This window comes from Caenimonas sp. SL110 (genome assembly GCF_001044395.1).
GTDB lineage: Bacteria > Pseudomonadota > Gammaproteobacteria > Burkholderiales > Burkholderiaceae_C > Ramlibacter.
On the sequence record NZ_JANU01000068.1, the window covers coordinates 19,828 to 34,292 of the forward strand.

Annotated in this window: 11 protein-coding genes; 7 read left to right on the forward strand and 4 right to left on the reverse strand. The window is 63.0% G+C overall.

Going from position 1 to position 14,465, the window contains the following annotated elements; all coding sequences use genetic code 11:
* Nucleotides 1-26 precede the first annotated feature (26 nt).
* The 4 genes from AQ12_RS21410 to AQ12_RS21425 are packed head-to-tail and all read right to left on the reverse strand — an operon-like array spanning nucleotide 27 to nucleotide 5,591.
* A complete protein-coding gene (locus AQ12_RS21410) occupies nucleotides 27-1,862 on the reverse strand; it encodes a S8 family serine peptidase (protein ID WP_161799055.1) in 1,836 nt (611 codons plus the stop codon).
* 10 nt (nucleotides 1,863-1,872) lie between these two features.
* Nucleotides 1,873-3,567, reverse strand: coding sequence for an ABC transporter ATP-binding protein (locus tag AQ12_RS21415; RefSeq protein ID WP_048442019.1), 1,695 nt, complete (start codon nucleotides 3,565-3,567; stop codon nucleotides 1,873-1,875).
* Between the two features lie 12 nt (nucleotides 3,568-3,579).
* Nucleotides 3,580-4,656 (reverse strand): ABC transporter permease, encoded by a 1,077-nt coding sequence (locus AQ12_RS21420; protein WP_048442020.1) that lies wholly within the window; start codon nucleotides 4,654-4,656, stop codon nucleotides 3,580-3,582.
* Nucleotides 4,653-5,591 carry an ABC transporter permease gene (locus AQ12_RS21425; RefSeq protein ID WP_048442021.1) on the reverse strand — a complete coding sequence of 313 codons (939 nt, stop codon included), beginning with the start codon at nucleotides 5,589-5,591 and terminating at the stop codon, nucleotides 4,653-4,655. The genes AQ12_RS21420 and AQ12_RS21425 overlap by 4 nt, the downstream gene beginning before the upstream one ends.
* A 149-nt stretch (nucleotides 5,592-5,740) precedes the next feature.
* On the opposite strand from AQ12_RS21425, the gene AQ12_RS21430 reads away from it, so the two are divergent.
* From AQ12_RS21430 to AQ12_RS21460, 7 genes are all read left to right on the forward strand, one after another.
* Complete coding sequence (locus AQ12_RS21430; RefSeq protein ID WP_048442022.1) at nucleotides 5,741-7,585, forward strand: ABC transporter substrate-binding protein; 1,845 nt, start codon at nucleotides 5,741-5,743, stop codon at nucleotides 7,583-7,585.
* A gap of 12 nt (nucleotides 7,586-7,597) precedes the next feature.
* Nucleotides 7,598-9,229, forward strand: a complete 1,632-nt coding sequence (locus AQ12_RS21435) for a peptide ABC transporter substrate-binding protein (RefSeq protein ID WP_048442023.1) — start codon at nucleotides 7,598-7,600, stop codon at nucleotides 9,227-9,229.
* A gap of 9 nt (nucleotides 9,230-9,238) precedes the next feature.
* Nucleotides 9,239-10,159, forward strand: a complete 921-nt coding sequence (gene oppB / locus AQ12_RS21440) for an oligopeptide ABC transporter permease OppB (RefSeq protein WP_048442024.1) — start codon at nucleotides 9,239-9,241, stop codon at nucleotides 10,157-10,159.
* Nucleotides 10,160-10,246: 87 nt separating this feature from the next.
* Entirely contained in the window at nucleotides 10,247-11,098 is an 852-nt protein-coding gene (locus AQ12_RS21445) for an ABC transporter permease (protein ID WP_048442058.1), read from the forward strand.
* Nucleotides 11,099-11,101: 3 nt separating this feature from the next.
* On the forward strand, nucleotides 11,102-12,118 hold the full coding sequence (locus AQ12_RS21450; RefSeq protein ID WP_048442025.1) for an oligopeptide/dipeptide ABC transporter ATP-binding protein: 1,017 nt from the start codon (nucleotides 11,102-11,104) through the stop codon (nucleotides 12,116-12,118).
* Nucleotides 12,115-13,152, forward strand: a complete 1,038-nt coding sequence (locus AQ12_RS21455; RefSeq protein WP_082151733.1) for a dipeptide ABC transporter ATP-binding protein — start codon at nucleotides 12,115-12,117, stop codon at nucleotides 13,150-13,152. The genes AQ12_RS21450 and AQ12_RS21455 overlap by 4 nt, the downstream gene beginning before the upstream one ends.
* The gene (locus AQ12_RS21460) at nucleotides 13,149-14,417 is read left to right on the forward strand and encodes an MFS transporter (protein WP_048442027.1); all 1,269 of its coding nucleotides are present in this window, start codon (nucleotides 13,149-13,151) and stop codon (nucleotides 14,415-14,417) included. The genes AQ12_RS21455 and AQ12_RS21460 overlap by 4 nt, the downstream gene beginning before the upstream one ends.
* Nucleotides 14,418-14,465 lie beyond the last annotated feature (48 nt).

The window sequence follows — 14,465 nt, forward strand, 5'->3', positions numbered from 1 at the left end:
CAATCCTCAAGGTGACTCAGGGTGTCTCAGGGCATATACCCGACTGCAGCCAACGCGCGCGCCGGATGGACAAGCGTGCGCCGACCATCTTCGCTGCGATCGGCCGTCGTGCGCATGATGGAGATGATCTCGGCAGGCTTGAGCGATGGCTTGACCGCCAGCATCTTGGCTGCGAGGTTGGTGACTTGCGGCGCCGACATCGACGTGCCGGAGATCGCCAGCCGCCTGCCACCAGGGACATAGCTTTCGACCTGGTAGCCATTGGCATGCAGCAGCACGGTGGGCCCATAGCTCGTGAACGATGCTTCGTCGCCCGCCTTGTCCACTGCGCCGACGGCAACCACATTGGGCAGCACGATGCCCGACGGATAGATGTCGTTGAAGGTGGGGTCGTTGCCGGAATTGCCCGCCGAGACGACGAACAGGATGTCAGGCGCTGAAGCAAGCGCTGCCGTCAAGGCGCCCAGGTGCCGGTCGAAGTAACGCCGCGCGATCGTGCGGCGCTCGGCTGCATCCTTGCCAATCGCGCACTGCTCCAGCGCTGTCTCATAACCGCGCAGGCTGCCGCCCCAGCTCATGTTGACCACACGCGCGCCGGTCTTCCTGATGAAGTCCATGTAGTGCGCGAAGTTGCCTGCTGTACGTGCTGTCAGTTCGTCGCTGGGGCACGGGTCGGGCAGCAAGGTGTAGCCGAAGTCGATGCGCGCATCGGCCAGCCGTGCATACGGATTGCCGGCCATCGCGATGCCGGCCACGTGCGTGCCATGCTGGTAGGTACTCACCAGCCGCAACTCTTCCTGCACCGCCTTGTATTGCGCTGGCGCGAGGTTGGACAGCAGGTTCTTGACCTCGGAGGCCTCTGCGCTATCGATGTTGGACGTGAGGTCCGACATGCCCTTGCTGCGAGCCTGCAATGCGCCGATACGGCCCTGCACATCGGCAGGCAGTGGCTTGAGCGGCTCCAGCGAAGGACGCGCTTGGCGGTCGAATGCAATCCGTGCGGGCTTGCCGTCTTCCACGATGAAGCGATCAGCGAAGACCGTGGCGTCGATGCCGCCGTCCCACACGACGATGCGCACCGGTTGGTAATTGCGCCCTGCCGGCAGCGCCACATCGCGCGCCGCCCAGATGTCCGGCTTGTCGACCTTGTTGGCCGCCAGATAACCGCCGTAGGCATCCACCAGGGTCTGCTTGAGCGGCAGCACGAATTCGAGCGAATAGCGTGCGCCGATGACCGTGGGCACCAGGTCGGAACTGAGCGTGCCGGTGCTCGTGGCCACCGGCTGGAGCACGCCACGCACACGCCCCAGGATCAGCGTCTCACCGACCGTCTCCATCCCGGCTTTCGCACGCTGGATGTCGTTGCGGATCTGCAGGTGCGGATACCGATTGAGCTCCTGGACCACCAGCCGCCCAACCTCTGCGCGATACGCGCTCGAGTTGCGGTCCCCGACCTTCTTCGCTGCCGCCACCATCGCGCGAATCGTCAGGCCCGATATCAGCTTGTCAGCCGGCTTGTCCTGGAGCTGGCGAATCTGCTCGGAGCGACGCAGCGCATCGTCGTAGCGGCCTTCCAGCATGTCCATCTGCATGAGCGTGCCCAGCAGCTGGCGGCGCGTCGCGGTCTCTGCGATGTCGTACGCGGCCAACGTGCCTTCGGTGTTGCGGCGCACATCGGCGGCAAGCAGCGCGAAGCGCTGGGGATCACGCACCAGTGCTTCGACTTCGCCTGTGACCGGATAGGTGAAGCGCGGAAGCTCATCGGCGCGTTCAATGCGTTTGGGCGTCTGCGCGAGCGCAGCACCGAGAACAAAAACACCCACGAGAGCGCCGATCGAGGCGCGGGCCATGCCAAGCTTCACTGAACTCTCCTCAAACGCCCACGGGCGCCGCGTGCGCAACCTCATAGCCGCGCGGAATCGCCGCCAGCAGTTGCTGCGTGTACGCATGCTGCGGATTCGAATAGATCTGCTCGGACGTGCCGCGCTCGACGATCTCGCCCTTGTTCATCACCAGGATGTCGTCGGCCATGTACTTCACCACCGCCAGGTCGTGGCTGATGAAGACATAGGTCAGGCCGAATTCTTCCTGCAGGTCGAGCAGCAGGTTGAGCACGGTTGCCTGCACGCTCACGTCCAGCGCACTGACGCTCTCGTCGCAGATGATGATCTCGGGCTGCATGGTCAGGCATCGCGCAATCGCGATGCGCTGGCGCTGGCCGCCCGAAAATTCATGCGGGTACTTGCCAAACGCTGTTTCCGGCAGGCCCACTTTCTTGAGCCATCCGAGTGCAAGCCGGGCACGCGCGTTGTCGTCGGCGCCGATCGAATGGATGCGCATCGGCTCCATCAAAATCTGGCCAACGGTAAAGCGCGGATTCAGGCTCGCGTACGGGTTCTGGAAAATGATCTGGATGCGCCGACGCCAGGCCTGCAACTGCCGGGCGCTCAGGGTCGCGAGGTCGGTTCCTTCAAACAGGATATGGCCCGAGCTCGGGTCGGTCAGGCGCGTGAGCATCATGCCCACCGTCGTCTTGCCGGAACCCGATTCGCCCACCACGCCCAGGGTGCGGCCCTTGTGCAGCACGAAGTCCGCCTGCTTCACCGCGCTGATGACCTTGCGCTTGAACAGGCCCTCTTTGAGCTTGTATTCCTTCGACAGATTCGACACTTCAATCAGCGGTGCGCCCTGCGCCGGAACACTGATGCGCTCGGTCGTCTCGGGTGCGCGCTTGTTGATGATGTCGTCGATGACGGCCAGCCTGCGCGGTCGCGCATCCAGACGCGGACGGCATGCCAGCAGGGCCTGTGTGTACGCATCTTTCGGCGCGTTGAAAATCTGCCCGGCTTCACCAGCTTCGCGCACCTGGCCGTGACGCATCACGACGACACTGCTCGCGATTTCGCCCACCAGCCCGAGGTCATGGCTGATAAACAGCATGCTCATGCGGTGGCGCTGCTGCAAGCCGGCCAGCAGGTTCACGATCTGCCGCTGCACGGTCACGTCGAGCGCCGTGGTCGGCTCATCGGCGATCAGCATCTTGGGCTCGCAGGCAATCGCCATCGCGATCATCACGCGCTGCTGCTGTCCACCCGAAAGCTCATGCGGGTACGCATCGACGCGCGCACGCGGCTCGGGGATACCCACTTCGTCGAGCAGTTCCATTGCGCGATTGCGGGCCTGGCTGTTCGACATCCCCATGTGGATGCGCAGCACTTCGGCGATCTGCTCGCCGACCGTGAACACCGGGTTCAGCGAGCTCATCGGCTCCTGGAACACGACAGAGATTTCCTTGCCGCGCAGCGCCCGCATCTCGGACATCGGCGCTTTCAGCAGGTCGCGGCCCTGGTACAGGATGCGGCTCTCAGGCGAGACCACCGCGTTCTCGGGCAACAGGCGCACGATGCTCATCGCACTTACGCTCTTGCCGCTGCCGGACTCGCCCACCAGCGCCACGGTGGTGTTCTCGGGCACGTCGAAACTCACGCCGCGCACGGCTTCGTGCATCTCGTTCTTGCCGACACGGAAAGCGACTCGCAGGTCGCGCACCTCGATCAGGTTACTCATGGTGCTGGCGTCCTATCGCAGTTTCGGGTCGAGCGCATCGCGCAGTGCATCGGTGAGCAAGGCAAATGCCGTCACGAATGCAGCCATGAAGAAGGTTGCAGCAGCGAGCTGCCACCACTTGCCCAGCACCAGTTCGGTCTGGGCTTCGGCCAGCATCGTGCCCCAGCTCACCATGTCGATCGGCACGCCCAGGCCCAGGAACGACAGGATCACTTCGGCCTTGATGAACGACACCACATGCAGCGACAACTGCACCAGTACCACGTGGCTCACGTTCGGCAGGATGTGGGTGAACATGCGAGCGGAATGACCCGCGCCAATCGCTTCGGCGGCCCGCACATATTCGCGGTTGCGGTGCTTCATGTACTCGGCGCGCACCAGCCGGTAGATGCCGGTCCAGCCCACGACGCCCAGGATGATGACCACCGGCGCGATGGTGTTCGCAAACATCTTGGAGATCGGCCCGGACTTGAACAGGGCCGCGAGCGTGAAGATCAGCAGGATGTACGGAATCGAAGTGAAGACGTTGTAGACCCACTCCAGAAAGTCGCCGAGCTTGCCGCCGTAGTAGCCGCCCAGGGCGCCGAGCACCGTGCCGATGAAAGTCGCGAGCAACGCAGCCGCGATGCCCACCAGGATCGACACCTGCGCACCCTTGATCGCCTTGTCCAGCACATCGCGCCCCAGGCGGTCTGCGCCCAGCGGCAGCGTCTGGGCCTTGACTTCATCGACGGTCTTCACGCGCGATGCGCGTTCTGTCCATTCCGCATAACGCGGCGCGAGCGGATCGACATCGCTCAGGTCCACGTTGGGCCGCTGCTGGCCGACGACGACTGCCGCTTCTTTCTCCTGCGCGCCGACCATGTGCGGCGGCGCGAACGGCACGCCCACTTCCTTTTGCCAGCCGGAGGCCAGGATGCCGAACTGCGCGGCCAGCACGAGCGCGAGAAAGAAGATGACAACTGCCAGCGACACCATGCCGACGCGGTCGCGCTTCAGGCGCGTCCAGGCCTGCATCCAGACGTTGGGAGACTTGGGCAGCGCCGATTGGGCGACGGCCTCTTCGGGCAAGGGAAGAACCGCGCTCATTTCAGCACCACCCGTGGATCGACGAATTTGTAGAGCATGTCGGTGATGAGGTTGATCACCATCGTCAAAGCGGCGAGGTAGATCGTGACGGCCTGGATGACCGGGTAGTCGCTTCGGCCCACCGCCGCATAGACCTCGCGGCCCAGGCCCGGCACCGAGAAGAACACCTCGATGAGGAACGAGCCGATGAAGACACCCGGCAACTGCGTCGCCACGTTGGTCAGGATCGGGATCATGGCGTTGCGCAAGACGTGCTTGAACAAAATTGTGTTCTCTGCCACGCCCTTGGCGCGCGCGGTGCGCACATAGTCGTGACCGATTTCATCGAGAAAAAAGCTGCGATACAGGCGCGTGTGCGGCGCCAGGCTCACCAGCACGGCGATGAGCACCGGCAGCGGCGCATACACCAGCAGGTTGGTCCACACGCTGTTGCTCCAGCCCTGCACCGGGAACCATCCCAGCCGGAAGGCAAAGAAGTACTGCCCGACGATGACGTACACCAGGAAGCTGATCGACAGCGCGACGGTCGAGATGATCATCACCGCCCGGTCGGTGAGGCTGCCGCGCACATAGGCGACCGCCATGCCTGCGACGATGGCCAGACCCACTTCCAGCACCAGGATGGGCACCATGATGGTCAGCGTGGCGGGCAGGCGGCTGGCAAAGATGCTGCTCACGGTTTCGCGCGTGGCCCAGCTGCGGCCCCAGTCGAACGTGACAACTTTCTCGATAAAGCCCCAGAACTGCGCCCAGAGCGGCCGGTTCAGGCCCAGCTCGTTACGAATCGACTCCACCTGGTCGTTGCTGGCGCCAAGGCCTGCAATGATCTCCGCCGGGTCGTCCCCGAAGAAGGTAAAGAGCAAAAACACCAGCAGGATGACGCCCGCCAGGGTGGGGATCATCTGAAGGATCCGCCGTATGAGGTATGACAGCATGTTGAGATTCCAGGGCGGCGGTTGGCCGCCCTCCAGACACAAAAATAGGGGGGCCGCTCGTGGAAAAATAGGGAAACCGCTCGTGAGCGGTGGTCCGGGTGCGCATTATGCTTGCGGATTGCCTTTCCCTACCTAGGTAATTACCAAGCATGAATATTCAAACTTGGGCATCGACCATCAGTCTATGCCTGGCGTTGGGAGCAGCCTACCCGGCCTTCGCCCAGTCGCCCTCTCCAAAACCTGCAGCGCCGGCCCAGGAAAAAATCCTGCGCTATGCATTCCCCGTCGCCGAGACCGGCTTCGATCCACCGCAGCTGTCGGACCTGTACTCGCGCATCGTCACGGCCAACATCTTCGATTCGCTGTACGGCTACGACTATCTGGCCCGCCCTGCCAAGGTCAAGCCGGTACTAGCAGAAGGCATGCCCGACATCTCGGCGGACTTTCGCACCTACACCATCAAGCTGCGGCGCGGCATCTACTTTGCCGACGACGCAGCCTTCGGCGGCAAGAAGCGCGAGATCACCGCGCAGGACGTCGTGTACACCTGGAAGCGCCTCGCAGATCCCAAGAACAAGAGCCCGAGCTGGTCGGGGCTTGAAGAAGAAAAGATCATGGGACTTGCGGACCTGCGCAAGAAGTCGCAGGCCAAAGCCAACGATGGCGGCGCGAAGTTCGACTACGACACCGAGATCGAGGGCCTGAAGCCGCTGGACCGCTACACCGTGCAGTTCAAGCTGGAAGCACCACGCCCGCGTTTCATGTACACGATGGCCGACCCCGGCATCCTGGGCGTGGTCGCACGCGAAGTCGTCGAGAAGTACGGCGACGACATCATGGCCCACCCCGTCGGTAGCGGGCCCTTCATGCTCAAGGAGTGGAAGCGCTCGTCGACCATCACGCTGGTGCGAAACCCCAACTACCGCGATGAAGTGTTCAACGCCGAGCCCGCGGCCGATGACGCGCACGCCCAGGCCATCTTCAAGCAGATGAAGGGGCGCAAGCTGCCGATGGTGGACAAGGTGATCGTCTCGATCATCGACGACCCGCAGCCGCGCTGGCTCGCCTTCTTGAATGGCGAACACGACTTTTTGGAACGCCTGCCGCAAAACTTTGCGACGCACGCGATCCCCAACAACAAGCTCGCGCCCAACCTGGCCAAGCGCGGCATCACGATGGAACGCGTGCCGCTGTCGGACATCACCATGCTCTTTTGGAACATGGACGATCCGGTCATGGGTGGCTATACGCCGGACAAGGTGGCGCTGCGCCGTGCCATTGCACTGGCCTACAACAGCGCCGAAGAAGTGCGGTTGCCGCGTCGTGGCCAGGCCATCGTGGCGCACAGCTACCTCATGCCCAACACCGCGAGCTACGACCCGGACTTCCGTTCGGAGATGGGCACCTTTGACAAAGCGCGCGCCACTGCCCTGCTCGACATGTACGGCTACACCGACAAGAACGGCGACGGCTGGCGCGACATGCCCGACGGCAAGCCGCTCGCGCTGGACCACAACACGCTGGGCACCGCCGATTACCGCGAGCTCGACGAGATCCTGAAGAAGAACCTCGATGCCATCGGCGTCAAGATCAATTTCCGCATCGGCAAGTGGCCCGAGCAACTCAAGGCTGCACGCGCGGGCAAGCTGATGATGTGGGGCGTGGGCCTTTCGGCCAGCAGCCCGGACAGCGGACCGGTGCTCGAACGCGGCTACGGCCCGTCGATCGGGCAATCGAACCTCGCGCGATTCAAGAACGCGAAGTTCGACGAACTCTATCGCCAGCAAAGCCAGATGCCCAACGGGCCCGAGCGTGACAAGGTGATCCGCGAAGCCGAGCGCATTCTCATCGCCTACATGCCCTACAAGATCCGCGTCCACCGCATCGGCACCGACCTGATGCAGCCGTGGGTCGTTGGCTACAAGCGCCATCCCAATGCACGCGAGTTCTGGCAATACGTGGACATCGACACCAGCAAGCTGCCAAAGAAGTAATCGGACGACATCATGAATAACAACACGAACATCACCCTCCCTGCATTTGCGCGCGGCCTCATCGCCACCGTCGTTTCCATTGCTGCTGCGTCTTCGTTTGCAGCCGTTGTGCCGCCCGGTGTGCAGTTGCACGCCACGCAAACGCTGATCCGCAACAACGGCTCCGAGCCCGAGTCGCTCGACCCTGCGATTGCAGAAACTGTCGGCGCGAACAACATCACCCGCGACCTGTTCGAAGGGCTCACCGCCAACGACGGTGACGGCAAGATCGTGCCCGGCGTTGCAGAAAGCTGGAAGCAGACCAACGCCACGACATGGGTGTTCAAGCTGCGCCAGAACGCGAAATGGTCCAACGGCGATCCGGTCACTGCGCAGGACTGCGTGTACGGCATCCAGCGTTTCCTGGACCCCAAGACCGCATCGAAGTACGCGATGACCTACGGCATGTTTTTGCTCAATGGCAAGGACGTGGCCTCGGGCAAGAAGCCGCCTTCGGCCATCGGTGCCAAGGCCTTGGACAAGTACACGGTTGAAATCAAGACGGCGTTTCCTGCGGCCTTCCTGCCGCAACTCATGTCCAACAACAACCTGGGCCCGCTGCACAAGGCCAGCGTTGAAAAGGGCGGGCGCGACTGGACCAAGCCCGGCAACATGGTGAGCAATGGCGCGTTCATGCTCAAGGACTGGCAGCCCAACAGCAAGGTCGTGATCGAGAAGAACCCGCACTACTGGGACGCCGCCAATGTGCAGCTCATGCGCGTGACCTACCTGGGCATCGAAGACGGCAACGCCGACATCAAGCTGTTCGAAGCCGGCCAGAACGAGATGGTGTACCAGCTGCCGCCCGGCACGTATGAGCCTGCCAGGAAGCAGTTCCCGAAAGACGTGAAGAACGCGCCCATGCTGGGCCTGCGCTACTACACGCTGCAGACGCAGAACCCGGCGATGAAGGACGTGCGCGTTCGCAAGGCGCTGTCGATGGTGCTGGACCGCGACATCCTTTCGCAGAAGATCACCGCTGACGGCCAGATGCCTGCTTACGGACTCATCGTGAAGGGGCTGGAAGGCGCCGACATGACCGAGTACGAATGGGCGAAATGGCCGATGGCCAAAAAGATCGAAGAAGCGAAAAAGCTGCTGGCCGAAGCAGGCGTGAAGCCCGGCACCAAATACACGTTCTCGTACAACACGAGCGAGTACCACAAGAAGATGGCGATCTTTGCGCAGTCGGAATGGAAGACCAAGCTGGGCGTGAACATCGAACTCGAAGCGATGGAGTTCAAGGTGCTGGTGAAAAAGCGCCATGACGGCGCGTTCGACATCGCACGCGACGGCTTCATCGCCGACTACAACGATGCGACGAATTTCCTCGCGCTGGTGCGCTGCGACTCGGACCAGAACACCAACAAGAACTGCAACCGCAAGGCCGAAGAACTGATCAACCAGGCCGAGCAGAACGACGACCAGGCCAAGCGCAAGCAGTTGCTGACGCAGGCCACGAAGATGATCATGGACGACTACCCGATCATCCCGCTGGTCCAGTACTCGCTGCCGCGCCTGGTCAAGTCGTACATCGGCGGCTACTCGCTGCTCAATGCACAGGACCGGTTTCGCAGCAAGGACCTGTACATCATCAAGCATTGAAGGACCCCCATGTGGTCCTATACCCTGCGTCGCCTCCTGGTGACCATCCCGACGCTGCTGGCCGTCATCACGGTCTGCTACATCCTGGTCCACGCGGCACCGGGTGGCCCCTTCGACGGCGACCGGCAGGTCTCCGAAGCGGTGCTCGCCAACCTGCAAGCCAAGTACCACCTCGACCAGCCGGTGTGGAAGCAGTACCTGCTGTACCTCAACAACCTGCTGCACGGTGACCTGGGCGCATCGTTTCGCTACGCCGACTGGTCGGTGAACGACCTGGTGGCGCGCGCGTTGCCGGTGTCGCTGTCGATCGGCGGCATCTCGCTGGTGATTTCGTTCATCCTCGGTGTCGCCCTGGGCATAGGCGCAGCGCTCAAGCAAAACAGCCTCGCAGACTTTTCACTCATGCTGGTGAGCAACATCGGAAGCGTGGTGCCGTCATTCGTGATGGGGCCGGTGCTGGTGCTGGTGTTCGCGCTGTGGCTGAAATGGTTGCCGGCCGGCGGCTGGGACGACTTCGCGCCGCAGTTCATGATCCTGCCGATGGCGCTGCTCACCTTCATCAACATCGCCACCATCGGCCGTGTGATGCGGGGCAGCCTGATCGAAGTGATGCAGAGCAACTTCATCCGCACGGCACGCGCCAAGGGCCTGCCGATGCGGCTGGTGGTGCTGCGCCACGCGATCAAGCCTGCGCTGCTGCCGGTGGTGTCGGTCGTGAGTCCGCTCGCGATTTCTTCCATCACGGCGGCGCTGGTCACAGAGACGGTGTTTTCACTGCCGGGCCTGGGCAAGCTGATCGTGAACGGCGCGGGCAATCGCGACTACACGCTGGTGCTCGGCCTGGTGGTGCTCATCACGCTGATCGCGGTGCTGATGAACCTGCTGGTCGATCTCGCCTATGCGGCACTCGACCCCAAGATCAGGTACTAGTCCATGCTGTTCTTCACCAAACGCAAGGCCCTGATCGATCAGCTGGCTGATGTAAATGCAGCAAGCGCAGCCAGCGCCACCGCATCCATGCACGGCCGCAGCCCCTGGGCCGACGCGCGCGCCCGCTTCATGTCCAACAAACCGGCCGTCGTCAGCCTGGTGCTGCTCATCATCATCGCGCTGGCCTGCATCATCGGGCCGTGGGTGCTGCCCTATCAGTTCGACACCACCGACTGGGACTCGATGAGCCAGCCGCCCGGCCTGAAGGGCATGCACTGGTGGGGCACCGACGAGTCGGGGCGCGACCTGCTGGTGCGATGCCTCGTCGGCGGTCGCATCTCGCTCATGGTGGGCCTGCTCGCAACCATCTGCTCCTGCGCAGTCGGTATCGCGTGGGGCGCCACGGCGGGCTTCATCGGCGGCAAGGTCGATGGCGCCATGATGCGCATCGTGGACATGATGTATGCCATTCCGTACCTGCTGATTGCGATCCTGCTGGTCACGATCCTGGGGCGCGAGTTCTACCTGGTGGTGCTGGCGATCACCGCGTTCTCGTGGATGGACATGGCGCGCGTGGTGCGCGGACAAACCCTGTCGCTGCGCAGCATGGAGTTCGTCGAAGCTGCGCGCTCCATCGGTGTGCCGACACGCAAGATCATCTTCTCGCACATCGTGCCCAACCTGCTGGGCGTGGTCGTGATCTACACGACGGTCACGGTGCCGTCGGTGATCCTGACCGAGTCGGTGCTGTCCTTCCTCGGCCTGGGCATACAGGAGCCGATGACGAGCTGGGGCGTGCTGATCGAAGACGGAACCGGCGTGATGGAAGTCGCACCGTGGATGCTGCTGTTTCCCGGTGCGATGCTCTCAATCACGCTCTACTGCTTCAACTTCATCGGCGACGGATTGCGCGACGCGCTCGATCCGAAACAGCGATAAATCATGGCCGAAGCAAACAACAACAAGCTGCTGGAGGTCGATGACCTCAGCGTCAAATTCTCCACGCCCGAAGGCGATGTGACGGCTGTCAATGGCCTGGGCTTTTCGCTGGAGCGCGGACAGACCTTCGGCATCGTCGGCGAAAGCGGCTCCGGCAAGAGCCAGAGCATGCTCGCGATCATGGGCCTGCTCGCCGCCAACGGACGTGCCACCGGTCGCGTGCGATTCAATGGCCAGGACCTGCTGGCGATGGCGCCACGCGACCTCAATCGCATTCGCGGCAACCGCGTTGCGATGATCTTCCAGGACCCGATGACATCGCTCAATCCGTACCTCACGGTCGAGCGGCAGATGACCGAAGTGCTGGAGCTGCACAAGGGCCTCACGCGAAGGAGCGCGCTGACGCTGGCGATTCAGACGCTGGAGCAGGTGCGCATTCCAGATGCCGCGCGGCGCATTCGCATGTACCCGCACGAGTTTTCGGGCGGCATGCGCCAGCGGATCATGATCGCGATGGCACTGCTGTGCCAGCCGGACCTGCTGATCGCTGATGAGCCGACCACCGCACTGGATGTGACGGTGCAGGCGCAGACGATGACGCTGCTGCGCGACCTGCAGCGCGACTTCGGCACGGCCATCATCCTGATCACGCATGACCTGGGCGTCGTTGCCGGCATTTGCGACAAGGTGATGGTTTTGTATGGCGGCCGGATCATGGAACAAGGTACGGCTGAAGATATCTTTTATGCGCCGACGCATCCCTACACGCTGGGCCTGCTCGGCGCGGTGCCCAAGCTCGATCACGAAGGCGAGCGATTGATTGCAATCCCGGGTGTGCCGCCGAACATGAGCCGTATGCCGGTGGGCTGTCCGTTCACCGAGCGATGCAGTTTTGTGCTGCCGCATTGCGGGACGGTGCGGCCGCCTCTGGTGCGGGTGGAGGGGCGCGAGGCGGTGCTGCGTGCTTGTCATCGACCGCCGCAGGAGATTGAGAAGATGGCGCTGGAGGTGTTGCCATGAGTGGGGTTCCCGGTACGGGAGTCGCCCTCACCCCAACCCTCTCCCAGAGGCAGAGGGAGCAAAGCCCATTGCTATCGGTGCGGGACTTGCATGTGCACTTCAACGTGCGCGGTGAGGGGCTGTTTCCACCCAAGCGCACGCTGAAAGCCGTCAACGGCGTGAGCTTCGACCTGTACCCCGGCGAAACACTGGGCATCGTCGGTGAATCGGGTTGCGGCAAGTCAACGCTTGCGCGCGGGATTCTCAATCTGGTGCCGCGCACATCAGGTCAGGTCGTCTGGTTAGGCCGGGACATGAACGATGCAAAGGCCGGCGACTGGCAGCAGGTGCGCAAGCATGTGCAGATGGTGTTCCAGGACCCGCTGGCCTCCCTGAATCCGCGCATGAACATCGCGCAGATCGTGGGCGAGCCACTGCGAACGCACCACCCGGAACTGCCTTCCAGCGAAGTGCTCGAACGCGTCAAGGCGATGCTGGTCAAGGTCGGCATGAACGAGTCGCACCTCTATCGTTATCCGCATGAATTTTCGGGTGGGCAGTGCCAGCGCATCGGCATTGCACGCGCGCTGATCCTCAAGCCGAAGCTGATCGTCTGCGACGAGCCCGTATCGGCGCTCGATGTGTCGATACAGGCGCAGATCATCAACCTGCTCAAGGACCTGCAGCAGGAGATGCAGCTGGCGCTGGTCTTCATCGCGCATGACCTCGCGGTGGTCAAGCACGTGAGCCAGCGCATCCTGGTGATGTACCTGGGCCGCACGATGGAGCTGGCCGACAAGCACGCGCTCTATGCCGATCCGAAGCACCCGTACACCAAGGCGCTGCTGTCCGCTGTGCCGCTGGCCGATCCGCGCCGCGAGCGTGGCAAGGTGGTACAGATGCTCTCGGGCGACCTGCCCTCGCCTATCAGTCCGCCATCGGGCTGCGTGTTCCGCACGCGGTGCCCGCACGCATTCGATCGCTGCGCCGCTGAAATCCCGCCACTGAAGCCGGTCGACGGCCATTCACAGGCGGCCTGCTGGCTGTACGAATGACGATCAGGAAGCACTTCACCCTGCCGCCTGACGACCTGCTGCGGGGCAGGCTCTATCGCCGGCTGTGGCTGTCGATCCTGCTCAGCTCGTTCGGCGGGCAGATCACGATGCTGGCCATCCCACTCACGGCTGCGGTGTTGTTGCATGCCACGCCTTCGCAGATGGGCCTGCTCACGGCGATGGAGATCGCTCCCTTTGTTTTGTTCTCGCTGCCGTCCGGTGTGTGGCTCGATCGCGTGCGCAAGCTGCCGGTGTATGTGGCGGGAGAACTGATCATTGCACTGGCAGTTCTCAGCGTGCCGGCAGCCTGGGCACTCGATGTCCTGACAGTGCCGTTCCTCTACGGTGTTGGATTTGTCATCGGCACGGTCTATACGACCGCCGGCACTGCCGCGCAGATCGTGCTGACACAGGTTGTGCCCCGTTCGCGCCTGGTCGAGGCGCACGCCAAGAACGCGCTCGCGAGCTCCGCCGCTGAAGTCGCCGGACCCGGCGTGGCAGGCGCCCTGATTCGCCTGGTGGGCGCACCGGTCGCATTGATTGCGGACGCGGTGATGCTGCTTTTTTCCGTCGCCATCCTGCGAGGCCTGAAGATTCACGAAGAGCCCGGTGCCAAGGTGCCGGTTCACTTCTGGATTGCGTTGAAAGAAGGGCTCTCGTTCGTGCGCAGCACGCCGCTACTGGTGGCGATGGCGTTGCTCGTGGGCATCTGGCAGATGTGCCATCACTCTGCGATGGTCGTGCAGATTCTTTTCGCGACGCGAGAACTGGGCCTCAATGAGCGACAGGTCGGTCTTTGCTATGTCGGGCTCGGCGTCGGCACTGTCATGGCAGGCGTCTTCGGCAACCGCATTTCGCAACGGTTCGGCGTGGGGCCCTGCCTGCTCGCAGGGTTCGCGATCAACGGGATCGGCTGGTTGCAGCTGGCGATCGCGCCGGCCAGCGACTTCGGCGTTTTCTCGTTTGTGCTGATGCTGCTTTGCTTCGGGCTTGGCGCCGTGCTGATCTTCATCAATTTCCTGGCGCTGCGCCAGGCCGTGACGCCCGAGCCCTTGCTGGGGCGCATGACCAGCACGATGCGCTGGCTCATCCTGATTCCCGCACTGCCCGGCGCCTTGCTGGGCGGCTACCTGGGTGAACACCTGGGCCTGCGCTGGTCCCTGGCCGCGGGGGGTGTGGGTGCGCTCACGCTGGCATTCGTCGGCTGGAGATTCACGATGCTGCGCGGGCAGCGAGTGTTGCCGGAACAAGCTTCGGCTGCCTGACGGCGTGGATTGCGGGTCGAGCCCGCAATGACAGCGTTTACACCTTGC

Excerpts from the sequence above, each read along its gene's own strand:
- AQ12_RS21420 (WP_048442020.1), bottom strand. The coding sequence starts at position 4,656 with ATGAGCGCGGTTCTTCCCTTGCCCGAAGAGGCCGTCGCCCAATCGGCG.
- AQ12_RS21425 (WP_048442021.1), bottom strand. The coding sequence starts at position 5,591 with ATGCTGTCATACCTCATACGGCGGATCCTTCAGATGATCCCCACCCTG.
- AQ12_RS21455 (WP_082151733.1), top strand. The coding sequence starts at position 12,115 with ATGAGTGGGGTTCCCGGTACGGGAGTCGCCCTCACCCCAACCCTCTCC.
- AQ12_RS21415 (WP_048442019.1), bottom strand. The coding sequence starts at position 3,567 with ATGAGTAACCTGATCGAGGTGCGCGACCTGCGAGTCGCTTTCCGTGTC.
- AQ12_RS21460 (WP_048442027.1), top strand. The coding sequence starts at position 13,149 with ATGACGATCAGGAAGCACTTCACCCTGCCGCCTGACGACCTGCTGCGG.
- AQ12_RS21445 (WP_048442058.1), top strand. The coding sequence starts at position 10,247 with ATGCACGGCCGCAGCCCCTGGGCCGACGCGCGCGCCCGCTTCATGTCC.
- AQ12_RS21450 (WP_048442025.1), top strand. The coding sequence starts at position 11,102 with ATGGCCGAAGCAAACAACAACAAGCTGCTGGAGGTCGATGACCTCAGC.
- oppB (WP_048442024.1), top strand. The coding sequence starts at position 9,239 with ATGTGGTCCTATACCCTGCGTCGCCTCCTGGTGACCATCCCGACGCTG.
- AQ12_RS21435 (WP_048442023.1), top strand. The coding sequence starts at position 7,598 with ATGAATAACAACACGAACATCACCCTCCCTGCATTTGCGCGCGGCCTC.
- AQ12_RS21430 (WP_048442022.1), top strand. The coding sequence starts at position 5,741 with ATGAATATTCAAACTTGGGCATCGACCATCAGTCTATGCCTGGCGTTG.